This is a genomic window from Streptomyces sp. NPDC034670 (genome assembly GCF_055574875.1).
In genome coordinates, this window is the sequence record NZ_JBVITR010000028.1 from 1 (window position 1) to 24,191 (window position 24,191).

Annotated in this window: 16 protein-coding genes; 6 read left to right on the forward strand and 10 right to left on the reverse strand. The window is 75.6% G+C overall.

Translation table 11 applies throughout. The features are described from left to right. Positions 1-99: 99 nt before the first annotated feature. Positions 100-1,686 carry a bifunctional phosphoribosylaminoimidazolecarboxamide formyltransferase/IMP cyclohydrolase gene (gene purH / locus ACZ56B_RS19305; protein ID WP_468791493.1) on the reverse strand — a complete coding sequence of 529 codons (1,587 nt, stop codon included), beginning with the start codon at positions 1,684-1,686 and terminating at the stop codon, positions 100-102. After that, positions 1,683-2,321, reverse strand: a complete 639-nt coding sequence (purN, locus tag ACZ56B_RS19310; protein ID WP_468791496.1) for a phosphoribosylglycinamide formyltransferase — start codon at positions 2,319-2,321, stop codon at positions 1,683-1,685. The genes purH and purN overlap by 4 nt, the downstream gene beginning before the upstream one ends. Positions 2,322-2,691: 370 nt before the next feature. Here purN and ACZ56B_RS19315 point away from each other — a divergent pair, with 370 nt between their 5' ends. Next, the gene (locus tag ACZ56B_RS19315) at positions 2,692-3,462 is read left to right on the forward strand and encodes a hypothetical protein (RefSeq protein WP_468791499.1); all 771 of its coding nucleotides are present in this window, start codon (positions 2,692-2,694) and stop codon (positions 3,460-3,462) included. A gap of 40 nt (positions 3,463-3,502) precedes the next feature. Here the strand turns inward: ACZ56B_RS19315 and ACZ56B_RS19320 are convergent, their stop codons facing one another. Then, positions 3,503-5,326, reverse strand: a complete 1,824-nt coding sequence (locus ACZ56B_RS19320) for a cell division protein PerM (RefSeq protein ID WP_468791502.1) — start codon at positions 5,324-5,326, stop codon at positions 3,503-3,505. Positions 5,327-5,422: 96 nt separating this feature from the next. Between ACZ56B_RS19320 and ACZ56B_RS19325 the strand changes: the two genes are divergently transcribed. Then, the gene (locus tag ACZ56B_RS19325; protein ID WP_468791505.1) at positions 5,423-6,532 is read left to right on the forward strand and encodes a helix-turn-helix domain-containing protein; all 1,110 of its coding nucleotides are present in this window, start codon (positions 5,423-5,425) and stop codon (positions 6,530-6,532) included. A 100-nt stretch (positions 6,533-6,632) separates the two neighbouring features. Here ACZ56B_RS19325 and sucD read toward each other — a convergent pair whose 3' ends face one another. From sucD to ACZ56B_RS19350, 5 genes are all read right to left on the reverse strand, one after another. Next, complete coding sequence (gene sucD, locus ACZ56B_RS19330) at positions 6,633-7,517, reverse strand: succinate--CoA ligase subunit alpha (protein WP_468791508.1); 885 nt, start codon at positions 7,515-7,517, stop codon at positions 6,633-6,635. 21 nt (positions 7,518-7,538) lie between these two features. Further along, positions 7,539-8,720, reverse strand: a complete 1,182-nt coding sequence (gene sucC / locus ACZ56B_RS19335) for an ADP-forming succinate--CoA ligase subunit beta (protein WP_004984282.1) — start codon at positions 8,718-8,720, stop codon at positions 7,539-7,541. Between the two features lie 638 nt (positions 8,721-9,358). Then, positions 9,359-10,522 carry a VWA domain-containing protein gene (locus ACZ56B_RS19340; protein ID WP_468791511.1) on the reverse strand — a complete coding sequence of 388 codons (1,164 nt, stop codon included), beginning with the start codon at positions 10,520-10,522 and terminating at the stop codon, positions 9,359-9,361. 56 nt (positions 10,523-10,578) lie between these two features. Then, a complete protein-coding gene (locus tag ACZ56B_RS19345) occupies positions 10,579-13,011 on the reverse strand; it encodes a DUF5682 family protein (RefSeq protein WP_468791514.1) in 2,433 nt (810 codons plus the stop codon). Continuing rightward, positions 13,008-14,183 carry an ATP-binding protein gene (locus ACZ56B_RS19350; protein WP_468791517.1) on the reverse strand — a complete coding sequence of 392 codons (1,176 nt, stop codon included), beginning with the start codon at positions 14,181-14,183 and terminating at the stop codon, positions 13,008-13,010. Before ACZ56B_RS19350 ends, ACZ56B_RS19345 begins: the two co-directional genes overlap by 4 nt. 132 nt (positions 14,184-14,315) lie before the next feature. Here ACZ56B_RS19350 and ACZ56B_RS19355 point away from each other — a divergent pair, with 132 nt between their 5' ends. Further along, positions 14,316-15,677: an SWIM zinc finger family protein gene (locus ACZ56B_RS19355; RefSeq protein ID WP_468791520.1), complete on the forward strand. Its 1,362-nt coding sequence runs from the start codon at positions 14,316-14,318 to the stop codon at positions 15,675-15,677. A 112-nt stretch (positions 15,678-15,789) separates the two neighbouring features. Continuing rightward, positions 15,790-17,448: a DUF5691 domain-containing protein gene (locus ACZ56B_RS19360; protein ID WP_468791523.1), complete on the forward strand. Its 1,659-nt coding sequence runs from the start codon at positions 15,790-15,792 to the stop codon at positions 17,446-17,448. 233 nt (positions 17,449-17,681) lie between these two features. Here ACZ56B_RS19360 and ACZ56B_RS19365 read toward each other — a convergent pair whose 3' ends face one another. Continuing rightward, positions 17,682-18,098 carry a cobalamin B12-binding domain-containing protein gene (locus ACZ56B_RS19365; RefSeq protein WP_004984302.1) on the reverse strand — a complete coding sequence of 139 codons (417 nt, stop codon included), beginning with the start codon at positions 18,096-18,098 and terminating at the stop codon, positions 17,682-17,684. A gap of 425 nt (positions 18,099-18,523) precedes the next feature. Here ACZ56B_RS19365 and ACZ56B_RS19370 point away from each other — a divergent pair, with 425 nt between their 5' ends. After that, positions 18,524-19,390 carry an esterase/lipase family protein gene (locus ACZ56B_RS19370; RefSeq protein ID WP_468791526.1) on the forward strand — a complete coding sequence of 289 codons (867 nt, stop codon included), beginning with the start codon at positions 18,524-18,526 and terminating at the stop codon, positions 19,388-19,390. 319 nt (positions 19,391-19,709) lie between these two features. Next, positions 19,710-21,257 (forward strand): M23 family metallopeptidase, encoded by a 1,548-nt coding sequence (locus tag ACZ56B_RS19375; RefSeq protein WP_468791685.1) that lies wholly within the window; start codon positions 19,710-19,712, stop codon positions 21,255-21,257. Positions 21,258-21,336: 79 nt separating this feature from the next. Here the strand turns inward: ACZ56B_RS19375 and pcrA are convergent, their stop codons facing one another. Further along, positions 21,337-23,814, reverse strand: coding sequence for a DNA helicase PcrA (pcrA, locus tag ACZ56B_RS19380; protein WP_468791529.1), 2,478 nt, complete (start codon positions 23,812-23,814; stop codon positions 21,337-21,339). Positions 23,815-24,191 lie beyond the last annotated feature (377 nt).

Here is a 24,191-nt window from a genome sequence, read left to right on the forward strand (position 1 = left end):
CCCCCCCCCCCCCCCCCCCCCCCCCCCCCCCCCCCCCCCCCCCCCCCCCCCCCCCCCCCCCCCCCCCCCCCCCCCCCCCCCCCCCCCCCCGCGCCGGGCTCAGTGGAAGAAGTGCCGCGTGCCCGTGAAGTACATCGTCACGCCCGCCTTCTCCGCGGCCGCGACGACCTGGTCGTCGCGGACCGAACCGCCGGGCTGCACCACGGCCCTCACGCCGGCCCCGGTGAGGATCTCCAGGCCGTCGGGGAAGGGGAAGAACGCGTCCGAGGCGGCGTAGGAACCGGCCGCGCGCTCGGTGCCCGCCCGCTCCACCGCCAGCTTCGCGGAGTCGACGCGGTTGACCTGACCCATGCCGACGCCGACGGAGGCGCCGTCCCTGGCGAGCAGGATCGCGTTGGACTTCACCGCGCGGCAGGCCTTCCAGGCGAAGGCCAGCTCGGCCAGCTCCGCCTCGGAGAGGGCCTCACCGGCGGCCAGGGTCCAGGTCGCCGGGTCGTCGCCCCCGGCCTGCAGGCGGTCGGTGACCTGGAGCAGGGCGCCGCCGTCGATCGGCTTGACCTCGACCGGGGCGGACGGGGCCCCGGGGGTGCGCAGGACGCGGATGTTCTTCTTCCTGGTGAGGGCCTCCAGCGCGCCCTCCTCGTAGTCCGGCGCGACGATGACCTCGGTGAAGATCTCCGCGACCTGCTCGGCCATCTCCCTGGACACCGGGCGGTTGACCGCGATCACACCGCCGAACGCGGACAGCGGGTCGCAGGCGTGCGCCTTGCGGTGCGCCTCGGCGACGTCCGCGCCGACGGCGATGCCGCACGGGTTGGCGTGCTTGATGATCGCGACGGCGGGCGCGTCGTGGTCGTAGGCGGCGCGCAGCGCGGCGTCCGTGTCCGTGTAGTTGTTGTACGACATCTCCTTGCCGTGCAGCTGCTCCGCCTCGGCGAGGCCGCCGGTGCCGTCGACGTAGAGGGCGGCGGGCTGGTGCGGGTTCTCGCCGTAGCGCAGGGTGCTCCTGCGCTCCCAGGTGGCGCCGAGGAAGTCGGGGAACCGCCCCTCGGCGGGGCCGCTGCCGGCCGCGGCGTCCGCGGGGGCGTAGTCGGAGGCGAACCAGGAGGCGACGGCGACGTCGTACGCGGCCGTGTGCCGGAAGGCCTCCGCGGCGAGCCGCTTGCGGGCGGCGAGGTCGAAGCCGCCGTCGCGCGCGGCGTCGAGGACGTCGGCGTAGCGGTCGGGGCTGGTGACCACGGCGACCGAGGGGTGGTTCTTGGCGGCGGCGCGCACCATGGACGGGCCGCCGATGTCGATCTGCTCCACGCACTCGTCGGGCGTCGCGCCGGAGGCGACGGTCTCGCGGAACGGGTAGAGGTTCACGACGACGAGGTCGAACGGCTCGACGCCCAGCTCGGCGAGCTGCCGCCGGTGGTCCTCCAGGCGCAGGTCGGCGAGGATGCCGGCGTGGACCTTCGGGTGCAGGGTCTTGACCCGGCCGTCCAGGCACTCGGGGAAGCCGGTGAGCTCCTCGACCCTGGTGACCGGGACGCCGGCGTCGGCGATCCTCGCGGCGGTGGACCCGGTGGAGACGAGCTCCACGCCGGCCTCGTGCAGGCCGCGCGCGAGGTCCTCGAGGCCGGTCTTGTCGTAGACGCTGACGAGCGCCCGTCGGATGGCCCGCTTGTTGCTCTCGGCGGTCACTGGATAACTACCTTTCGTCCCTCGATGCGATAGCCGTTGCGGGCGAGCCGCCCCACGACCTCGACGAGCAGTCTTCGCTCGACTTCCTTGATGCGCTCGTGCAGAGCGCTCTCGTCGTCCTCGTCCCGGATCTCCACCACGCCCTGCGCGATGATCGGCCCGGTGTCGACGCCGTCGTCGACGAAGTGGACGGTGCAGCCGGTGACCTTGGCGCCGTACGCGAGCGCGTCCCGCACACCGTGGGCTCCGGGGAAACTGGGCAGCAGGGCGGGGTGGGTGTTGACGAACCGCCCGCCGAAGCGCGCGAGGAACTCCTTCCCCACGATCTTCATGAACCCGGCGGACACCACGAGGTCCGGCTCGTGGGCGGCGACGGCCTCGGCGAGGGCCGCGTCCCACTCCCCCCGGGTCGCGTGGTCCCCGACCCTGCAGACGAAGGTCGGCAGCCCCGCGCGCTCGGCACGGGCCAGCCCCTCGATGCCCTCGCGGTCGGCGCCGACGGCCACGACCTCGGCTCCGTACGCCTCGGCGCCGGTGGCGGCGATCTCGTCGAGGAGCGCCTGCAGGTTGGTGCCGGATCCGGAGACCAGCACGACGAGACGCCTGGCGCGCACGGCCACGGGCTTGGCGGCCACGGTGGGGCCCTTTCTCGGGGAGCGCCTGCGCGGTCGGCGGCACAGCGCTTTGTGTCTTCGTCCGAATGCTTCGCGCCCCCGGATACGGGGAAGCCTACGAAGCGGCCGACCGTCAGCAACGATACCGGCACACCGGGCGGCCCCCACGGGACGGGGGCGTGGCCGGAAGGTAGCGTCTGGGAAGAGCCGGTCCGGGAACCTCCGGGCACGGGGAACGCCACCCGCGCGCCGGACGTTCACACGAGGACGGGCCCGGCCCCCCGGAGCCGACCGGACGCGCCGGCTCACCAGCTCAGTCGTAGTCGACACGTCGGGCGAGGCGGCAGCGCCGGACCACGCCGTGCTTCATTAAGGGGAAGACGCTCACTTGATGTCGGACCGCAGCCTGCGATTCCTCACGTTCCCCCAGCAGTCGGCCCGGGGAGGGGAGCGGGGCGCCGTGCTGCTGCGGGAGCGCCGCGCCTCGCCGCCCGACGCGCCCCGGGGCGAGGGCGGCGACGACCGGCGCCGCGGCTCCCAGGACGACAATCCGTTCGCACCGCCGCCGGAGGGTGCTCCCGACCGGCCCTGGCAGCCGCGGCACCCGTCCGGCGAAGGCGGCGGCGATTCCCGGGGGGACGGCGACCGCTCCCCCTGGGGCCGCAACTGGAGCGACCGGCAGCCCGGCCGCTCCCCCGGCGGTTTCGGCGAGCGCCCGCGCGGCCCCGAGGGCCAGGGCGGCGGGCCGGGGACCGGCCCGCGCTGGGACCCCACGGACCCGGCCCAGCGCCGGGCGCGCTACGCCCTGCTGGCCGGCATGTGGGCCTTCTTCTTCGCCCTCTTCGGCTGGCCCTACGTCGCCCTGCCGCTGGGCGCGTTCGCCCTGTACTGGGGCATCGGCGCCCTGCGGGCCGAGCCGCGCACCCCCGACCCGGACTCCCCGGCGCCCCGGCCGTCGGGCCGCCCGCAGACCACGGCCGCGGTGAGCGGCCTGGTGACGGCCTCCCTCGCGCTCGCCCTGGTCGCCGTGTCCTTCACGGCCCAGCTGGTCTACCGCGACTACTACACCTGCACGAACGACGCGCTCACCCAGCAGGCGCGGCAGTCCTGCAGCACCCTCCTGCCGGAGGAGCTGCGCGGCTTCCTGGGGACGGCCGACTGACGCGCGCGGGGACGCCGCGCGGGCCGGCCGCGCCCGGTCGTCAGGACCGGGTGCCCGGCGTCCCGTCCGGCGGGGCGCCCGGGGACGGGCGGCCCGGGGCGCGAAACGGTTCGCCGGCCCACGGTCCGCGGACCGGTCCGAGCGGGGCGGCGCCGGGATCGTCGGCCGGGGAGCCGCCGGCCGGGAAGCCGCCGGTCAGGAAGTCGTAGGGACCGCAGTCGCCGCCGCTCCCGGCCGCGCCCCCGTCCGGCGGGGTTCCCGGGGCCCGCGGGGGACGGGCGCCGGGGACCGCGCCGGCCCGTGCGGAGCGCCACGCCGCCCGCGGCCCCCGCGCGTCAGGGAGCCGGTCCGTGTCCGGCCGGCCGTCCCGCGGGGCCCGCGCGGGACCGGCCCCCTCGGTCCGGCCCCGGCGCCACGGCGCCCGGAGCCGCCGGCCGCCCGCGGGACCGCCGTCCTCCGCCCCGTCCCCGCGCGGCCCGCCGGTCCCCGGCGCCCGTCCCCCGCGCTCGCCGCGGAGGACGTAGCACCGCCAGGCCCGCACCACCAGTGCCGTCACGACCGCCACCAGACCGATCCAGACCAGCGTCGCGCCCCCCACCTGCCACCACACCGGCCCGAACCGGGAGAGCGCGGCCACCCCCAGCGGGCCGCCCGAGAGCGCCGCGAGCACCGCCAGCAGGACCGCGCACAGCAGGGCCGCCCAGACCGCCGCCCAGGCGGTCCGGCCGCACGACCAGGAGGCGGCCGGCACCCGGCCGGGCCGCTCGCCCCCCGGTCCCTTCCCGTCCGGTTCCCTCCCGCCCCCGCTCCTCGTCGCGCCCCGCCCCACGCACCACCCCGTCACCGCCCCGGCCAGCGCCGGCACCGCGGCGGCCGCCCAGTTCACCGGTGTGCCCGCCCCCGCGTCCGGTACCGCCGCGAGCAGCGGGAACGGCGGCAGCAGCGCGGGCGGCGCGGAGGAGAGCGGGGTCACCGGGGTGCCGGCGCCGAGGAGGAAACCGGGGCCGAGGGCGTACGCCGCCGCCCACACCGCGGCGTTCGGCACCAGCGTGATGCCGAGCAGCAGCACCGCCAGCCGTCCCGACCAGCTCTCGGTGAGCCGCAGGAAGGTCCTCTGGGCCTCCTCGCCGTGCCAGCCCAGCGACACCGCCAGCAGCAGCGCCCCGCCCCCGACCAGGACCGCCGTGCCGGCCACCGCCGCCCGCGCCGCGACCCCGGGGCGGCCGTCCGGGCCGAGGACCAGGTGGCGCGTCCCCCTCGGCAGCACCCTGCCCAGCGCCCGCTCCAGCGGCCCGCTCGGGCGGCCGTACGCCGTCCACACCCCCGCCCCGGCGGCCACCGCGGCGACCAGCGGCACGCACACGGCGGCCGACGCCCACGCGGGCCGCAGCGCACCGCCCCCGGCGTAGAGCGCGGCGGGCACGCCGACGGCGAGGTAACCGAGGACGACGCCCGCCCACGCCGTCCGGCCGGGGGCGGGCGGGGCGCCGCCCGGGGCGCCCCCGTCAGCCGCGTCCCGGGCCACCCGGTGCAGCAGCCACACCGGCAGCGCGAGCAGCAGCAGCGGCGGGACGCCCAGGGGCGCGGGGACGCCGGAGAGCGTGTCGGCGCGGACGAGTTCGGCGCCGTGCGCCAGCAGCCACAGCGCCGCCGCGATGTGCAGCGCGCCGTCCGCCCCGCTGTCGGGGTAGGGCGAACTGACCCACAGCAGGATCACGGGCATGGCGAACGCGGCGAGCCCCAGGCCGGCCGCGAGGACGCCGCCGAGGAAGCCGGCGGCCGGACCGGGCGGGCGGCCGCGCATCCGGGCGGGCAGGAGGGCCGGTGTCGATCGGCGGGCGGTCGTCTGGATCACGTCCGCCATGCTCCCAACGACACGCGCTTTTCCGCTGTAACGCCGGGAACGCCGATGTGTCGCTCAAAATACACTTATGTACTTTTTTGCGCGAAGGGATGACCGGTGACGCGGAGTCCCGCCCCGCTCCTCCCCCCGCCCGAGGAACGCCGGCGCCTGCGCGAGGCGGGCTCGCTGACCTCTGCCCAGTTCGCCGCGCTCATGGGCGTCGGCGCCAGGAGGGTGCGGGCGTGGGAGTCCGGCCGCGCCACGCCGCGCGGCCGGAACCGGGAGGCGTACGCGAAGCTGCTGGCCGCCCTGGCAAAGGCCCCGGTGAGGACGGTGGTCCCGGAGCCCGCGCGGACGCCCCGGCCGTCCTCGCGGAGGATCCCCTCGTGGGCCGTGCCCGAGGAGTGGAACCCCCCCGGTCCGCTGTCCGGCCTGACGCCCGCGCAGGCCTTCGACGCGCTGTACGCGTTCTGCGCCCCCTCCCTCGTCCGGCAGGCGTACCTGCTGACCGGCCGGCACGACCTGGCGCGCGAGTCCGTGGAGCGGGCCTTCCAGCGGGCCTGGGAGCGCTGGCCCGAGGTGGCCCGCGACCCGGACCCGGCCGGCTGGGTGCGCGCGGCGGCGCACGAGTGGGCGCTCTCCCCCTGGCACCGGTTCCGCCCCGCCCACCGGCGCTCCGGACCACCGCTGCCCGACGCGTCCGACCGCGCCCTGCTGGAGGTCCTGCTGGGACTCCCGCCGTCGTACCGCCGCGCGCTCCTGCTGCACGACGGGGTCGGCCTCGGCCTGCCCGACACGGCCGCGGAGACGGAGGCCAGCACCCCGGCGACCGCCGGCCGGCTGCTGCACGCGCGCCGGGCCGTCACCGCCCGGCTGCCGGAGCTCTCGGATCCGCGGGCGCTGCGCCGGCGGCTGGCCGGGCTGGCCTCCACCGAGCGGCCGCACACGCCCGGGCCGCCGGAGGTGCGCGCCGGCGGTGAGCGCCGGGTCCGTTTCCGCACCCGGGCCGTCCTCGCCCTCACGGCCGCCCTGATCGGCACCACGGCGCTCACCGTGCACACCGCCCCCACCGGCTACGAGCCCCCGGTCCCCCCGGGCGAGACGGTCCGGGGCGTACCGCCGAAGGCGGCTCCCGGTCCCCTGTCGGAGAAGCAGCGGAAACTGCGCGCCAAGCTCCGGAAGGAGCTGCTGCACGGACCCGAGCGGCTGGCGCCGCAGCCGCGCTGAGGCTCCGCGCCGGGCCGGGGTCCGGGAACACGGACGGGCCCGTCCCCTTCGGGGGACGGGCCCGTCCGTGCGGTGCGGGACTCGGTCCGCGCGGCCGTGCTCAGCCGCCGAGGACGGCGCGCGCCAGCTTCGCCGTCTCGGTCGGCGTCTTGCCGACCTTGACGCCGGCGGCCTCGAGGGCCTCCTTCTTCGCCTGGGCCGTGCCGGAGGAGCCGGAGACGATGGCGCCGGCGTGGCCCATGGTCTTGCCCTCGGGCGCGGTGAAGCCCGCGACGTAGCCGACGACCGGCTTGGTCACGTTCTCCTTGATGAAGGCCGCGGCCCGCTCCTCGGCGTCGCCGCCGATCTCGCCGATCATGACGATCAGGTCGGTGTCGGGGTCGTCCTGGAAGGCCTTCAGGGCGTCGATGTGGGTGGTGCCGATGATCGGGTCACCGCCGATGCCGACGCAGGTCGAGAAGCCGATGTCGCGCAGCTCGTACATCATCTGGTACGTCAGCGTGCCGGACTTCGAGACCAGGCCGATGCGGCCCGGCTTGGTGATGTCGGCCGGGATGATGCCGGCGTTCGACTGGCCGGGGGTGATCAGGCCGGGGCAGTTCGGGCCGATGATGCGGGTCTTGTTGCCCTTCTTGCCGGCGTACGCCCAGAAGGCGGCCGTGTCGTGCACCGCGATGCCCTCGGTGATGACGACCGCGAGCGGGATCTCGGCGTCGATGGCCTCGACGACCGCGTCCTTGGTGAACTTCTCGGGGACGAAGATGACCGTGACGTCGGCGCCGGTCTTCTCGATGGCCTCCTTGACGGTGCCGAAGACCGGTACCTCGGTGCCGTCGAAGTCGACGCTCTGGCCGGCCTTGCGCGGGTTCACGCCGCCGACGATGTTGGTGCCGGAAGCCAGCATGCGCCGGGTGTGCTTCTGGCCCTCGGAGCCGGTCATGCCCTGGACGATGACCTTGGATTCCTTGGTGAGGAAGATAGCCATGGTGTTGTGTGACCTCGTCCCTTACTTCGCGGCAGCAGCCAGCTCGGCGGCCTTGTCGGCCGCGCCGTCCATGGTGTCCACCTGCTGAACGAGCGGGTGGTTGGCGTCGGTGAGGATCTTGCGGCCCAGCTCGGCGTTGTTGCCGTCGAGGCGCACGACCAGCGGCTTGTCGACCTCTTCGCCCTTGCTCTTGAGCAGCTCCAGGGCCTGCACGATGCCGTTGGCGACGGCGTCGCAGGCGGTGATGCCGCCGAAGACGTTGACGAAGACGGACTTGACGTCCGGGTCGCCGAGGATGATCTCGAGACCGTTCGCCATGACCTCGGCGGAGGCACCGCCGCCGATGTCCAGGAAGTTGGCGGGCTTGACGCCCTTGTGGGCCTCGCCGGCGTAGGCGACGACGTCCAGGGTGCTCATGACGAGACCGGCGCCGTTGCCGATGATGCCGACCTCGCCGTCGAGCTTGACGTAGTTGAGGTTCTTCTCCTTGGCGGCGGCCTCGAGCGGGTTCGCCGCGGCCTTGTCCTGGAGCTCCTCGAACTCGGGGTGGCGGAACTCGGCGTTGTCGTCCAGGGACACCTTGCCGTCGAGGGCGAGGACGTCACCGGAGGCGACCTTGGCCAGCGGGTTGACCTCGACCAGGAGGGCGTCCTCCTTGACGAAGACCTCCCACAGCTTGACGAGGACGTCGGCGACCTGGTCGGCGACCTCCGCCGGGAACTTCGCGGCGGCCGCGATCTCCTGGGCCTTGGCCTTGTCCACACCGTCGATGGCGTCGATCGCGATCTTGGCGACGGCCTCGGGGCGGGTGGCCGCGACCTCCTCGATGTCCATGCCGCCCTCGACGGAGGCGATGGAGAGGAAGGTGCGGTTGGCCCGGTCGAGGAGGAAGGAGACGTAGTACTCCTCGACGATCTCCGGAGCGGTCTCGGCGATCATCACCTTGTGGACCGTGTGGCCCTTGATGTCCATGCCGAGGATGTCCGTCGCGCGGGCGACGGCCTCGTCCGGGGTGGCGGCCAGCTTGACACCGCCGGCCTTTCCGCGACCACCGACCTTCACCTGGGCCTTGACGACCGACTTGCCGCCCAGGCGCTCGGTGATCTCGCGCGCCGCCTCAGGCGTGTCGATGACTTCACCGGCCAGCACCGGTACACCGTGCTTGGCGAAGAGGTCCCTCGCCTGGTACTCGAACAGGTCCACGCGCTTCCGTCCCTATCAGTGATCTCGCGGTTCGTTGGATGCGTGGGCGTGCCGCGAAGGGCAACGTGACGTCCGCTGTTGTCACAAGGGAGGCGCACACGGTGTCCGAGCGCGCGGCATGTCCATCTCGCAGGTTATCGCCGCGGGGCGGGCCTCTCTAAATCGCGGGTCACACGTGAGCGGTGATACCTGTCACATGATGCCGTTTTTCCCGGCACGGCGTGCCGGTGGCCGGGGGCCCGCCCGGCCGGGACCGGCCCGGCGGGGCCCGTGGGACCGCCCGGGGAACGGAGAACGCCCCGCTCCCCGGGACACGGGCGACCGGCCTCCCCTCCTCGGCGGGGAGCGGTCACCCCGCCCGCGGGGGTGCCGGCCGGGGGTTCCGGCCGGGCGTGCCGACGGCCTCCGGCCGCCGGAGCGGGGGGTGTCCGGGCGGCCGGGTCCGCCGCGTCCGCCGCCTCCTCGCGCACGGCTCCCGAGGGTGCGCGAGCACCCCGTCACCGATGCGGGGCACGGCCGTCTCGATCACCGCGGGGTGACCGCCGCGGGGCGGGCGACGACGGACGGGCGACGACGGGCGGGCGACGACGGGGCGGGGAGTCGCCGCCGGCCCGCTCCGCGGCCCCGCCCGTCCCGGCTCACGCCGTGTCCGGCACCGGCAACGGCCGCTTCTCGATCGCCGCCGCCATCACCTCCGGGAACAGGTCGGGCGTACAGGCGAACGCCGGGGCCCCCAGCCCGGCCAGCGCCGCCGCGTGCTCGCGGTCGTACGCGGGCGTCCCCTCGTCGGAGAGGGCGAGCAGCGCCACGAACTGCACCCCCGACGCCTTCATCGCCGCGACCCGTTTGAGCATCTCGTCACGGATCCCCCCTTCGTAGAGGTCGCTGATCAGCACGACCACCGTCTCCGCGGGCCGGGTGATCCGCGACTGGCAGTACGCCAGCGCCCGGTTGATGTCCGTGCCGCCGCCGAGCCGGACGCCGAAGAGCACGTCGACGGGGTCGTCGATCCGGTCGGTCAGGTCGACGACCGCGGTGTCGAAGACGACGAGGCGCGTGCCGACCGACCGCATGGACGCGAGCACCGCCCCGAACACCGACGCGTGGACGACGGACGCCGCCATCGACCCGGACTGGTCGACGCAGAGGACGATCTCCTTCCGCACCGACCGCGCGGCCCGCCCGTGGCCGACGAGCCGCTCCGGCACGACCGTCCGGTGCTCCGGGAGGTAGTGCTTGAGGTTGGCCGCGATGGTGCGGTTCCAGTCGATGTCGTGGTGGCGCGGCCGGTCGGTGCGGGCACTGCGGTCGAGGGCGCCGGTGAGGGTGGCCCGGGTGCGGGTGGCGAGCCGCTCCTCCAGGTCCTCGACCACCCTGCGCACGACCGCCCGTGCCGTCTCCCTCGTCGTCTCCGGCATCGCCTGGTGGAGCGACAGCAGCGTGCCGACGAGGTGGACGTCGGCCTCGACCGCCTCGAGCATCTCCGGCTCCAGCAGGAGGGCCGACAGTCCGAGCCGGTCGACGGCGTCGCGCTGCATGACCTGGACGACGGAGGAGGGGAAGTAGGTCCGGATGTCCCCGAGCCAGCGCGCCACCGCGGGCGCCGACGCCCCGAGGCCCGCCGCACGCTCCCGCCCCGCCCGCGGTCCGTCCCCCCTGTCGTAGAGCGCGCAGAGGGCGCCGTCCATCGCGGCGTCCCGCCCGGACAGCGCGCATCCGGTCCCGTCGGCCCCGTCCCCGCCGAGCACCAGCCGCCACCGCCGCAGCCGCTCCGCCGCCGGGTCCGTCGTCCTGGCCGTCATGCGTTCCTCCCCCTGTTGGTCGCCGGTGCCGTGGTGCCGCCGTGGTCCGGGGGCCGTCATCGCGCCGCCCCCGCCGAACCGGCGCGCGCTCCCCCGGCGTTCTCGCCGCCCCCGCCGCACCCGTCGTCCGAGTGGTCCTCGTCCTGTCCCAGCAGCAGCCGCACGACCGGCAGCACGGCGTCCGCGCGCGCGGTGTCGAGGCTGGACGCGAAGCCGGGACCGGCGGCCGCCGCGCTCCCCCGGGCCCCCGGTCCGCGCCGGACCAGTTCGCCGAGGGTGCGCCGCACCCCCGGCTCGTACGCCGAGAACGTCCGCCGCAGCAGCGGCAGCACGTCCGTGAACGCCTCCGCCGGCACCTCCGTCAGCCAGGCGTCCACCAGTCCGAGCAGCCGTTCGTCGTGGATCAGGAGCATCCCGCTCCCGGAGCCGCCGCCGACGAAGCCCTCGATCCAGGCGGCCGCGTCCGCCGGTGGCGTGCCCGGCGACAGCGCCAGGCCCATCAGCCGTGCCGCCTCCTCCTGCGCCAGCTCCCCGTCGTCCAGCAGCAGCCGCACGGACCGCCCCCGGAGGACGCCGGGCACGGTGTCCCGTGCGGTGAGCCCGCGCAGCACCGACCGCCAGCGGGCGCGCAGGTTCCCGTGGCCGGGCGCGGGGGCGTCGCCGAGGAGGCCCACCGCCCCGTGCACCGCGTCGAGACGGCCCCGCATCTCCTCGGCGGCGGCCGCGTCCAGTCCGGCACAGGCCGGGGGCAGTCCGACGAAGATCCGCCCGGCGAGCCCGGCGGCGACCTCGGCCAGCGCCGCGGTGTCCGTACCGCGCACATCGCCGTACCGCAGCGCGCGGACCAGGGCGGGCAGGGCCTGGGCGAGGTGGCCGACGTCCGCGTCCAGGGCGGCACGGTCGGCGAGGGCCCGCATCACCGTGGGCAGCGCGTCGGGCAGCCCGGCCAGCAGGCAGCGCTCGGCCAGCCCGGTGACCTCGGCCAGGCCCCGCGCGGCGACGGCGTCCGCCTCGGCCCTGGCCGTCGCGGCGGCGCGCACGGTCGTCCCCCACACCCCGGCCTCGGCGACCCGTACCGACAGCTCCGGCTCCCAGCGCAGCCGCCACGTCTCCCGGAAGGTGCCCGTGCTCCCGCGCGAGGCGGCCGGCTCGCCCCAGGCGATGCCGAGCAGCCGCAGCCGGTGCAGCAGCCTGCTGCGCCCGGCGTCGGTCTCCTTGCGCAGGTCGAGCTCCAGTTCCCGCTCCGCGGCCTCCGGCTTCAGCCGCAGCCTGCGCCGGGTCCGCTCGAGGTCCCGCTGCAACGGCACGGCGGGCGCCGCCGGCGGGACCTCCCCCAGTGCGTCCCCGACGACCAGCCGGTCGTGCACCAGCGCCAGCGGCACGTCGGAGCCCTCGCACATCACCGCCCGCACCGCGTCGGTCGTCTCGCCCAGCCCGGGCAGCGGCCGGCCCCGCACCGCGGCCAGCGTCCCCGCCAGGCGCACGGCTTCGATGACGTGCGCGGACGACACGATCCGGTCCTCCTCCCGCAGCAGGCCCGCCACCTTGGTCATCCACCGCTCGACCGGCCGGTCCGGGGCGCCGAACAGGTGCTCGTACCAGCCCGGGGAGTCGACGCCCGCGCCGTATCCGCTCGTCCGGGACAGCCTGCGGTTGGTCCAGGGCACCCAGGTCATGTCCGTCCTGACCCTGGGCAGTCCCTTCAGCGCGGCCCGGTCGGCGGCGACGGTGGTCCTCCGCCGCAGCGCGGGCACGTGCCAGGCCCCGCACACCACGGCCACACCGCCTTCGCACTCCCGCCGCGCGGCCCGGATCCGGAGCCGCATGTGCGCCTCGCGCACCGGGTCCCGGGCGCGGCCCCCGCTGCCGCAGGCCTCCCGCAGCGCCGTCATGGCCTCCTCCAGCGCGGTGAACGGCGCGAGCGCGTCGCCCCCTCCCGTGCCCCGGTGCTCGACGACGTCCTCCCACCACCGCTCGGGGTCGTCGTACCCGGCGGCGTCGGCGAGCATCCCCAGCGGGTCGACCCGCGGTCCCGCGCCCCGGCCGGCGTCGTCCCCGGGGCCGGGGCCCTCCGCGGCGCCGGGCCCGTCGCCGGGAACGGATCCGTCCGCCCCGTCCCCTCCCCCGTCCTCCCCCCACGCCAGCGTGTGAGCGGCCGGCAGGTCGATGAAGCGGGCCGGGACCCCGTGCTCCAGCGCCCAGCGGATCGCGACCCACTCCGGGGAGAACTCGGCCAGCGGCCAGAAGGCCGAGCGGCCGGGCTCGTCCACGGCGTGGGCGAGCAGGGCGACCGGCGGCCGCATGCCCTCCTCCGCGGCGAGCGGGATCAGCGGATCGGCCTCGGGCGGCCCCTCGATCAGCACGATCCCCGGCCGGGCCTCGTCCAGCGCCGCCCGCACCGCCCGCGCCGACCCCGGCCCGTGGTGCCGCACCCCGAGCAGCAGCGGCTCCGCCGGCCCCCGGCCCGTGCCCCTCGCCCCCCCGCTCACGCACCGGCCTCCCGGCAGGCCCGGTAGAAGTCCTTCCAGCCGTCGCGCTCGCGCACGACGGTCTCCAGGTACTCCTGCCAGACGACGCGGTCCGCCGCCGGGTCGCGGACGACCGCGCCGAGGACGCCCGCGGCGACGTCCCCGGCCCGCAGGACGCCGTCGCCGAAGTGGGCGGCGAGTGCGAGCCCGTGGGTGACCACGGAGATCGCCTCGGCGGTCGACAGGGTGCCGCTGGGCGACTTCAGCTTCGTCCGGCCGTCGGTGGTGATCCCGTCGCGCAGCTCGCGGAAGACGGTGACGACACGGCGGATCTCCTCGATGCCGTCGGGCACGGCCGGCAGGTCGAGGGAGCGGCCGATCCGGTCCACCCGGCGCGCGACGATGTCGACCTCCGCCTCGGGGCTCTCCGGCAGCGGCAGCACCACGGTGTTGAAGCGGCGGCGCAGGGCGCTGGACAGGTCGTTGACCCCGCGGTCGCGGTCGTTGGCCGTGGCGATCAGGTTGAAGCCGCGGACCGCCTGCACCTCCTGGCCCAGCTCCGGTATCGGCAGGGTCTTCTCCGACAGGATGGTGATGAGCGTGTCCTGGACGTCGGCCGGGATGCGGGTCAGCTCCTCGACGCGGACCGTCGCCCCCTCCGCCATGGCCCGCATCACCGGACTGGGCACCAGGGCGTCACGGCTGGGGCCGTCGGCGAGCAGCCGGGCGTAGTTCCAGCCGTAGCGGATGGCCTCCTCCGGTGTGCCGGCCGTGCCCTGCACCAGGAGGGTCGAGTCGCCGCTGACCGCCGCGGCCAGGTGCTCCGACACCCAGGTCTTCGCGGTGCCGGGCACGCCGAGCAGCAGCAGGGCGCGGTCGGTGGCGAGCGTGGACACGGCGACCTCGACGATGCGGCGCGGGCCGACGTACTTCGGCGTGATCACCGTGCCGTCCGGCAGGGTGCCGCCGAGCAGGTAGGTCGCGACGGCCCACGGCGAGAGCCGCCAGCGGGCCGGGCGCGGGCGGTCGTCCTGCGCCGCCAGCGCGGCGAGCTCGTCGGCGAAGGCGTCCTCCGCGTGCGGTCGCAGCACCTCCGCGCCGGGGGCGGGACGGGGGGAGTCCGTGCCCGTGTCCACGGGCACGGAGCCGTTCCGGGTCGGATCGACGGACGTCGGTTCAACGGGCGCAGGCATGGCTGAGTCCCCCTCCAGCTCGGCTGGTTCGGATCTGCCACCCACCGTGCACCACGCCACTGACAATCAGCCTGACCTGCCCGAACGTCTTCTCCGGGCCGATTGTCAGTGGCGGGACATAACGTCGGCGGCATGACTCAGCAGGGGGTGCGCTGGACCGCGGACCGGGTGCTGGCGCTGGCGCCCGACACCGCGTCGCGCGAGGCGGGGAGCGAACTCGGCACGGCCGGCCCGTGGTCCGGGACCGGCCGGTCCGACGAGGGGGTGGTGTGGGGGCTGTGCGGGAGCGGCGGCGAGCCGTACCGGACGGTCGTCGACGTCGCGGACACCGCCGGGCCCGCGTACCGGTGCAGTTGTCCGAGTCACAGGTCGCCGTGCGAGCACGCGCTCGGTCTGCTGCTGCTCTGGGCGGGCGGGGACGCGGCGGTGCCGCGGGCGCGGGCTCCGCAGTGGGCGCGGCGGTGGTTCGCGGGCCGGCGCGGGAGCGCGGCGGGGGAGCCGACCGCGAAGTCCCCGGTCCCCCCGTCCGGGTCCGCCGGTCCGGAGGCGGCGCGGCGCAGGGCGGAGCGCCGGGCCGAGCGGATCACCGCGGGCGCGGCGGAGCTGGAGCAGCGCCTGGCGGACCTGCTCCGCGGCGGGCTGGCGGCGGCGGAGCAGTCCGGGTACGGCCCGTGGGAGGAGACGGCGGCCCGCATGGTCGACGCCCAGGCGCCGGGGCTGGCCGCCCGGGTGCGGGACCTGGGGGCGCTCCCGGGCACCGGGCCGGACTGGCCGGTGCGGCTGCTGGAGGAGTGCGCGCTGCTCCACCTCCTCGGCCGGGGCTGGCTGCGCCGCGAGCGGCTGCCGGAGGCACTCGCCGCGACGGTCCGCTCCCGCGTCGGCCTGCCCGCCCCGGCGGACGGCCCGCCGGTACGGGACCACTGGCTGGTCCTCGCCCAGTACGACACGGCGGACGCCCGCCTGACCACCCGCCGCATCTGGCTGTACGGCACGGCCTCGCGGCGCACGGCGCTGCTCCTCTCCTACGGCGCCGCGGGCCGTGCCCCCGAACTCGCGCTGCCGGTCGGGCTGGCCCTGGACGCGGAGCTGTCCGCCCGTGCGGGGCAGCCGAACGCGGGGCAGCCGCGGGCGGCCCTGGGCGAGCGGTTCGCGCCGCCCGCGCCGACGACGGCCCGGCCACCGGGGACGACGACGGCCCGGGCGGTCGCCCGTTACGGCGAGGCACTGCGCGACGACCCCTGGCTGGACTCGGTCCCGGTGACCCTGGGCCGGGTGGTGCCGGTTCCGGACGGCGACGGCTGGCAGCTGGCGGACGCCGACGGGGACACGGCCCTGCCGGTCGCCCCGGCCGCGCGGTCCCGCCCCGGCCTGTGGCGCCTGGTCGCCCTGTCGGGCGGCGCCCCGGTCACGGTCTTCGGCGAGTGCGGCCACCGGGGGTTCACTCCCCTGGCGGCATGGCCGGACGGGGACGGTGAGGTGGTGTCGCTGTGCTGAGCGGCGCGTTCCCCTCCACCCCCGCCGACCTCATGAATTCTTCGGGCATCACGGGACACCCGGTGCGCACGAGTCTTCGGCCGCTCCGGGACGCCCGACGGAAAGGAAGCTCATGAGCAGGACCACCGCCGCCGCGGGCCCGCCTCCCCCGGACACCTGGGAGGACCTGGTCACCACGGCCCTGCTGGGCACGGACCGGCGCACACCGGCGGGTTGCGCGCCCGGGCCGGGGGCACCGGCGGCGCTGCTGGACGCGGCGGCCGCGGCGACCGTACGGCGACGCGCCGGGCTGCGCCCGGCACGGGCGGCACGGCGCCCGGAGCCCGCCCCGGAGGACCCGCGCCCACCGCTGCCGCCCGCCGCCGCCCGCCGGCTCGCGCTGCTGCTCTCCGGCCGCCCCGGCCCCTCCGGCGGCGGCCGCCGGGGCACGGCACCGGATCTCATGGAGCTGCTGCCCCAGTGGCTGGCGGCGGCGAACGCCCGCGGTTTCGCCGCGCCCCCCGCCGCACTGCCCGCCCTGCTCGACGCCGCGCGGGGCCGGACGGACCTGCGTCCGGCGGCCCTGCGGTTCGCGGGACCGCGCGCCCTGTGGCTGGCCCGGTTCAACCCGGACTGGCGGTTCGCCCTGCGCTCGGCACCGGGCGGAGGCAGCCCGGTGCCCGGTCCCGGTGACCCGGAGGGAATCGAGCGGCTCTGGCAGGAGGGCCTCTTCGCCGAGCGGGTCGCGCTCCTCACCGCCCTGCGCTCCCGCGAGCCCGGCGCCGCGCGCGACCTCCTCGCGGCGAGCTGGGCGACGGAGCGGGCGGAGGACCGGCTCATGTTCCTGGACTCCCTGCGCGCCGGTCTCGGCCCGGCCGACGAACCCTTCCTGGAGCAGGCCCTGGCCGACCGCAGCCGCAATGTGCGGGCGACGGCCGCGGAGCTGCTGTCGGCGCTGCCCGGTTCGGCGTTCGCGGGACGGATGGCGGTCAGGGCCGGGGCGTGCGTGGCCGTGGACCACACGGGGGACGTGCCGACGATCACCGTGGAGGCCCCGCACGAGTGCGACGCGGGCATGGAACGCGACGGCGTGGTGGCCCAGGCCCCCGCGGGACGGGGGGAACGGGCCTGGTGGCTGGGCCAGCTGGTGGAGGCGGCACCGCTCGCCTGCTGGTCGCGGCGGCTCGGCGGGCGCACGCCCCGGGAGATCGTGGCCCTGCCGGTGGCGGACGACTGGCGGGACGAACTGCACGCGGCGTGGTGCCGGGCGGCGGTGCGGCAGCGGGACGCCCGGTGGTCCCGGGCACTGCTCGGTGAGCCCTCCGCTCCGGAGGCCGGCGGTCCGGGGGCGGTGTCCCTGGCCGAACGCGCCCGGCTGCTCGACACGCTGGGCGCCGCCGAGCGGGCCGAGTGGGTGGCGGGGTTCATCGAGACGCACGGCCTGTCCGAGGCCTTCCAGCTGCTCGGGGTGTGCGCGGTGCCGTGGGCCGCGCCGCTCGGACGGGCCGTGGTCGACGCGCTCGACATCGCGCGTGACGCAGGGAGTTATCCATGGAGTTTCAGCGGAGTCATGGGCCTGGCCGAACGCTGCCTCGACCCCCGCGAGGCAAGCCGCCTCGAGGTGCTCCTGGCGGTGCCGGACGAGCCGGAGAACGCGGCGCCGGGAGCCGGGAGCTACTGGTCGGAGGCCTTCCAGCGCCTGGTCACGACGCTGCGCCTGCGCGCGGTCATGCTGGAGGAGCTGACCTTGGCGGGAGCCCGAGCACCGGAGCCCCGAGCACCGCAGGCCTGAGCACCGGGGCCCCGAGCACCGTGAACCCGAGCATCGCGGCCCCGGACCACGGGGCCCCCGACCGCACGGATCCCCGGCCGGAGGTCCCGGCGGGCCGGACCCGTCCGGCCGTCCCCGGAAGCGGGTCCCGCCCCGCCGCCCCGGCCGGCGGCACCCGTGCCGAGGTCCGTACCGGGACCCGCGGCGGGGCCTCCCGCCCGGGGGCGGAAGGCCCCGCCGCCGGAAACCGCCGCCTACGCCTGTGCGGGCTGGCGCACGTTCGCGCGCACCCAGTCCACGATGGACGCCGTGGTCGCACCCGGGGTGAAGATCTCCGCGACGCCCTTCTCCTTCAGCGGGGCGATGTCCGCCTCGGGGATGATCCCGCCGCCGAAGACCAGGATGTCCGCCGCGTCCCGCTCCCTGAGCAGGTCGATCACCGCCGCGAAGAGCGTGTTGTGCGCGCCGGAGAGGATGGACAGGCCGATCGCGTCGGCGTCCTCCTGGATCGCGGTGTCGACGATCTGCTCGGGGGTCTGGTGGAGCCCGGTGTAGATGACCTCCATACCGGCGTCGCGCAGCGCCCGCGCGATCACCTTGGCCCCGCGATCGTGGCCGTCGAGCCCCGGCTTGGCCACCACCACGCGGATCGGACCGGCTGCCACACCCATCACTGCCTCCATGAAGCGACTACATCCATCCGTACCGACAAGTACCGCACACCCCGCCGCCCACCGCCCCGGGTGCACGACCGCGGTACGGCCGCCCCGGCCCCAGCCGGCCGGGGAAGTGAACGAACGTTATCCCCAGGATCCCGCACCCGGCAGTTTCACGGTGCGGAGCGAGGGGGAAATCACACGGTGGGACACGTTCGCCACGCAGCGTCCCGGGGCCCCGCGGCCTCCGTACCGCTTGCCCGTGCACCACGGGGTCAACGGTGGGACCATGCGTACAGGGAAGCCGCTACGAGGCCGTCGCACCACCACACCGCCCGCGCGCCTCGCACACGCGCACCGTCGGCCGCTCTCGTCGCGCTTTCCCGTGAGGGCACACGGGGGACAGGGCCGTCCCTCAGCGTGCCGACAGGAGGTCGGCCATGAAGGTCACCCGGGCAGCTCTTCCCCTTCTGCCGCTCTGCCGGCGTCTCCTGCCGGACCGGCTGGCGGATCTCTCCCTGGCCCTGCTGAAGGCCACCGCCCTGGAGCTCGCGATCCTGGCGGGCCACCTCCTGCTCTACCCCGCCGGCATCGTCCAGGAGCGACGGAGCCTGGGTCCCGCACCGCTCGTACCGGGCGGCGCCGCGCAGCTGCCGGCGGAGGCCAAGCCCCCGGTCGTGCTGCTGCACGGCTTCATCGACAACCGCTCCGTCTTCCTGCTGCTGCGCCGCAGCCTCGTCCAGCACGGCAGGCAGCAGATCGAATCGCTCAACTACTCGCCGCTGACCTGTGACATCCGCATCGCGGCCGAACTGCTCGGCCGCCACATAGAGCAGGTGTGCGAGCGCACGGGAAGCGATCGGGTCGACGTGGTCGGACACAGCCTCGGCGGGCTGATCGCGCGGTACTACGTGCAGCGACTGGGCGGTGACGCCCGCGTGCGGACGCTCGTCACGCTCGGCACCCCGCACGCGGGCACCCGCGTCGCACCGCTGGCCAACGCGCACCCCATCGTCCGTCAGATGCGCCCCGGGTCACCGGTCCTCGAGGAGCTCACCCTGCCCGCGCCCGGCTGCCGCACGCACTTCGTCGCCTTCTGGAGCGACCTCGACCACATCATGGAGCCGCTGGAGACCGCCTGCATCGAGCACCCGGACCTGACCGTGCAGAACGTGCGGGTGAGCGGCGTCGGCCACCTCGCCCTGCCCGTGCACCCGGCCGTGGCGACCCGCATACGGCAGGCCCTGGACACGGCGCGTCCCGGGGAGCCGTCCGCGGGCCGCGCGAAGGGCCTGACGGTCGCCTGACGCCGGCCCGCGACACGCCCGGGCCGGCGACACGCCCACGGCCGGGAGGAGCGCGGCGCCCCGTCCGAACACCACCCGCCCGGCACCGCCCGCGCGGGCCGCCGCCCCGCACGTCTTCTCGAACAGACGTCGAACGCAGGGCCAAGGGCGCGCCTCCGGTCCGCCAAAACGCAACCGATTGCCCGTTTCCTGCGCGCCTGAAACCTGCGAAAGATTGTCGCGCCCGCATACCGCCGGGTACAGTCGCCGCACTGCTCTGGCAGCCACTGTTGTCGAGGCGAAAGAGAAGTTGGTGAACGACCGTCACCCGTCGGGGACCATGGCCCCGGCCCCGGCTTCCGACCCCGCCTCGGCGCCCCACGCGCCGTACGGCACCCAGGAAGCCCCGTACGGCGACTTCACCCCGTACGGCGGCCACGACGCCGCCGGTTCCGGTGCCACCGGTTTCGGCACCGGCAGCCACACCTTCGCGGACTTCGCCACCGACCCCCTCTTCGGGGGCCTCCCGGACGGCGGCCGCGACACGGGCGCGTACGACACCGCGCACTGGTCCGCGGGCGGCCACGACACCGCGCGGTACGACGCGTACGCGGCCCCGCAGGCCCAGCAGTACGCCGACTACGGCACCACCGGCGCCCACGACGCGACGGCGTGGACCACCGGTCAGCAGCACGTGCCGCTGATCCCGGCGCAGGGCACCGCCCCCGACACCAGCGGCCAGTGGGACGCGGGCGCCTGGCTCCAGCCCGACCGGTCCGAGGACGCCGCCGACCGGACCCAGCAGTGGGACTGGGGCACCCAGGCCTTCGACACCGGCGCCTACGACGCCACGCAGTGGAACCCCGACGGCGGCGCCGCACCGGCGTCCGACGCCTACGGGACGCGGGCCGAGCCCTTCGACCAGCAGGCCACCGCCGCGTTCGAGCGGTTCGAGGACCCGCGGGCGTCCGCGGCCCCTCCCTCCCGGGACGCCGGCTCCCCGGCCCCGGAGGAGCAGGACGACCCCTACGACGGCCCCGTCCCCGGCGGCCCGGGCGACACGGGTGAGCTGCCGGCGGTGCACCTGCTCGAGGAGCAGCAGGAGGCCGTCGCCGTCCCGTCGCCGCGCGCGGCCTCGCGCGGCGGGTCCCGTTCCCGCCGCCGCACGCCCCCCAAGCGCTCCGCGCTGCTGACGGTGGCCGTGCCCTCCGCGTGCGTGATGGGCGTCGCCGGGATCGCCGCCGCCTCCGTCAGCGACCTGACCGAAGAGGGCGGGCAGGAGACGGCGACGACCGCGGCGGACGCGCAGCCGGTGAAGCCGTCCGTCGCCAACATCAAGCTGGACACCCAGCTCGAGAGCCTCGCCGCCGGGGCGGACGACTTCGCCGACCGGGCCAGCCGCACCCAGGAGCGCATCGACCTCAAGGCCCAGCAGGCGGCCGAGCGGAGGCAGGCGGCGGAGGAAGCCGCCCGCAAGGAGCGGCTGCGCCCGAAGTTCGCGCTCCCGGTCACGCAGCCCGGCCTCAGCGCCTACTACGGCCAGTCCGGCATCAACTGGATGTCGATGCACAGCGGCATCGACTTCCCCGTGGCCTACGGCACGCCGGTGCTGGCCGCGACCGACGGCACGGTCCGCACGCAGTACAACAGCGCGTACGGCAACATGGTGATCCTGACCGCGATGGACGGCACGGAGACGTGGTACTGCCACCTCTCCACCTACCAGGTCCCCTCCGGTACGACCGTGAAGGCCGGCCAGCAGATCGCGCTCTCCGGCAACTCGGGCAACTCCACCGGCCCGCACCTGCACTTCGAGGTCCGCCCGGCGGGCGGCTCGACGATCGACCCGCTCGCGTGGCTGCGCAGCCACGGACTGAACCCGGCGTAGACGCGGACCGGGAGACCCCGGCCCCTGGAGGACCCCGCCGCCCGGCGGGGTCCTCTCGTCCGGCGTCAGCCCCGTGCGGTCACAGCTTCTCCACCGGCGCGTACCGCAGCAGCAGCCGCTTCGGCTTGGCGTCCCCGAAGTCGATGGTCGCCTCCGCGTTCGCGCCCGTGCCCTTCACCGCGACCACGGTGCCGAGGCCGAACTGGTCGTGCGTGACCCGGTCCCCGACCGCCAGCGACACGGCGGACTGCTCCGCGGCCCGGCGGGTGGCGAAGCCGGAGGCGCCCGCCGCCGACGAGCGGGAGCGGGACGACGACAGCGAGGCCGCCACCCCGGAGGCCGGTCCGGAGGCCGCGGGCGAGCCGCCGCCCGTCCGCTTCCACTCCAGGTGCGCGGCCGGGATCTCCTCCAGGAAGCGCGAGGGCGGGTTGTACGACGGCTGCCCCCACGCGCTGCGCAGCGTGGACCGGGTGAGGTACAGCCGCTCCCGGGCGCGGGTGATGCCGACGTACGCCAGGCGCCGCTCCTCCTCCAGCTCCTTGGTCTGGCCGAGGGCGCGCAGGTGCGGGAAGACGCCGTCCTCCATGCCGGTCAGGAAGACGACCGGGAACTCCAGGCCCTTGGCGGTGTGCAGGGTCATCAGGGTGATGACGCCGGAGCCGTCCTCGTCCTCGTCGGGGATCTGGTCGGAGTCGGCGACCAGCGCCACCTGCTCCAGGAAGTCGGCCAGGGTGCCCTGCTCGCCCTCGCCGCGCTCCTGCTCGAACTCCAGGGCCACGGCCGCGAGTTCCTGCAGGTTCTCGATCCGGGTCTCGTCCTGCGGGTCGGTGGAGGCCTGCAACTCGGCGAGGTAGCCGGTGCGTTCGAGGATCGCCTCCACGACGGTGGCCGGGCCCGCGCCGGACTCGGCGATCGTCCGGAGGTCCTCCATCAGCGTGTTGAACCGCTTCACGGCGTTCACCGACCGCGCGGCCATGCCGTACGCCTCGTCGACGCGCCTGAGGGCCTGCGGGAAGCTGATCCGCTCGCGCTGGGCGAGGGCGTCGATCATGGCCTCCGCGCGGTCGCCGATGCCCCGCTTGGGGACGTTGAGGATGCGGCGCAGCGGCACCGAGTCCTCGGGGTTGGCGAGCACCCGCAGGTAGGCCAGGACGTCCCGGACCTCCTTGCGCTCGTAGAAGCGGACGCCGCCGACGACCTTGTAGGGGAGGCCGACGCGGATGAAGACCTCCTCGAAGACGCGGGACTGGGCGTTGGTGCGGTAGAAGACGGCGACGTCGCCCGCCTTGGCCTGGCCCGCGTCCGTGAGGCGGTCTATCTCGTCGGCGACGAACTGCGCCTCGTCGTGCTCGGTGTCGGCCACGTACCCGGTGATCCGCGCGCCGGCGCCGGCGTTGGTCCACAGGTTCTTGGGGCGGCGGGACTCGTTGCGCTCGATGACCGCGTTGGCCGCGCTCAGGATGGTCTGCGTGGAGCGGTAGTTCTGCTCGAGCAGGATCGTCGTCGCGTCCGGGTAGTCCTCCTCGAACTGGAGGATGTTGCGGATCGTCGCGCCGCGGAAGGCGTAGATCGACTGGTCGGCGTCGCCCACCACGCACAGCTCGGCGGGCGCCACCTCGCCCGCGGACCCGCCGACGGGCTGCTCGGACGGTCCGACGAGCTCCCTGACCAGGGCGTACTGGGCGTGGTTGGTGTCCTGGTACTCGTCGACGAGGACGTGGCGGAAGCGGCGGCGGTAGTGCTCGGCGACGTCCGGGAAGGCGCGGAGCAGGTTGACCGTCGTCATGATCAGGTCGTCGAAGTCCAGGGCGTTCGCCTCGCGCAGCCGCGACTGGTACAGGGCGTAGGCCTGGGCGAGGGTCTTCTCGAAGCCGTCCGCGGCCTGGGCGGCGAAGTCCTCCTCGTCGATCAGCTCGTTCTTCAGGTTGCTGATCTTGGCGCTGAAGGACTTGGGCGGGAAGCGCTTGGGGTCGAGGTCCAGGTCGCGGCAGACCAGGGCCATCAGGCGCTTGGAGTCGGCGGCGTCGTAGATCGAGAACGACGAGGTGAAGCCGAGCTTCTTGCTCTCGCGGCGCAGGATGCGCACGCACGCGCTGTGGAAGGTCATCACCCACATCGCGTTCGCGCGCGGCCCGACGAGCTGCTCGACGCGCTCCTTCATCTCGCCGGCGGCCTTGTTGGTGAAGGTGATCGCGAGGATCTGGCCGGGGTGGACGCCCCGCTCGGCCAGCAGGTACGCGATGCGGTGCGTGAGCACGCGGGTCTTGCCGGAGCCGGCGCCGGCCACGATGAGCAGCGGGGAGCCGGAGTGCACGACGGCGGCGCGCTGGTTGTCGTTCAGCCCCTCCAGGAGGGCGGCGGAGTCCAGCACCGGGCGCGGGGCGCCGTCACGGTAGTAGGAGTCCCGGTCCGGCGGCACGTCGAACCTCCCGCCGAACAGGTCGTCCGGAACCGGCTCCGGCGCATGGTCGTCCTCGGGCGGCGGCGGGGGCTCGTCCTCGGGGCCCCGCTGGGCCTGGAGGTCCGCCAGGAAGTTTTCGTCAAAGAGGCTGCTCATCGCTCTCCGAGTCTAGGCCGATCCGCCGACAACCCGCGGCCGCCCGGAGAAGGTTCCGCGGGGTTCCCGGCACCACCGGCACCCCACCCCGGCCGTCCCGCCCGCGCACCCTTCAGAAGCACCGGCTCACCCTGGGTGACGGTGCGCGCGAGGTCACGAAAACGTATCGGGCATATCACCCGCCAACCTTCACAGACGCCACACGAGTTGGCTACGGTGCGGGCAGGCCGCTCGACCCCCACCGGCGAACCCCGCCGGGCCGCGCGGCCCCCGCCGAGTCCGTCACTGCCGCCGCGGCAGCCGGAGCCGGGGACCCACCCGAGACCTTGGGGTGAATCGGCCCACTCCCCCGCGGAGCGGCCGTAGGGCAACCCTTC

Excerpts from the sequence above, each read along its gene's own strand:
- ACZ56B_RS19315 (WP_468791499.1), top strand. The coding sequence starts at position 2,692 with ATGTCGGACCGCAGCCTGCGATTCCTCACGTTCCCCCAGCAGTCGGCC.
- ACZ56B_RS19320 (WP_468791502.1), bottom strand. The coding sequence starts at position 5,326 with ATGGCGGACGTGATCCAGACGACCGCCCGCCGATCGACACCGGCCCTC.
- sucD (WP_468791508.1), bottom strand. The coding sequence starts at position 7,517 with ATGGCTATCTTCCTCACCAAGGAATCCAAGGTCATCGTCCAGGGCATG.
- ACZ56B_RS19340 (WP_468791511.1), bottom strand. The coding sequence starts at position 10,522 with ATGACGGCCAGGACGACGGACCCGGCGGCGGAGCGGCTGCGGCGGTGG.
- ACZ56B_RS19350 (WP_468791517.1), bottom strand. The coding sequence starts at position 14,183 with ATGCCTGCGCCCGTTGAACCGACGTCCGTCGATCCGACCCGGAACGGC.
- ACZ56B_RS19355 (WP_468791520.1), top strand. The coding sequence starts at position 14,316 with ATGACTCAGCAGGGGGTGCGCTGGACCGCGGACCGGGTGCTGGCGCTG.
- ACZ56B_RS19360 (WP_468791523.1), top strand. The coding sequence starts at position 15,790 with ATGAGCAGGACCACCGCCGCCGCGGGCCCGCCTCCCCCGGACACCTGG.
- ACZ56B_RS19365 (WP_004984302.1), bottom strand. The coding sequence starts at position 18,098 with ATGGGTGTGGCAGCCGGTCCGATCCGCGTGGTGGTGGCCAAGCCGGGG.
- ACZ56B_RS19370 (WP_468791526.1), top strand. The coding sequence starts at position 18,524 with ATGAAGGTCACCCGGGCAGCTCTTCCCCTTCTGCCGCTCTGCCGGCGT.
- ACZ56B_RS19375 (WP_468791685.1), top strand. The coding sequence starts at position 19,710 with ATGGCCCCGGCCCCGGCTTCCGACCCCGCCTCGGCGCCCCACGCGCCG.
- pcrA (WP_468791529.1), bottom strand. The coding sequence starts at position 23,814 with ATGAGCAGCCTCTTTGACGAAAACTTCCTGGCGGACCTCCAGGCCCAG.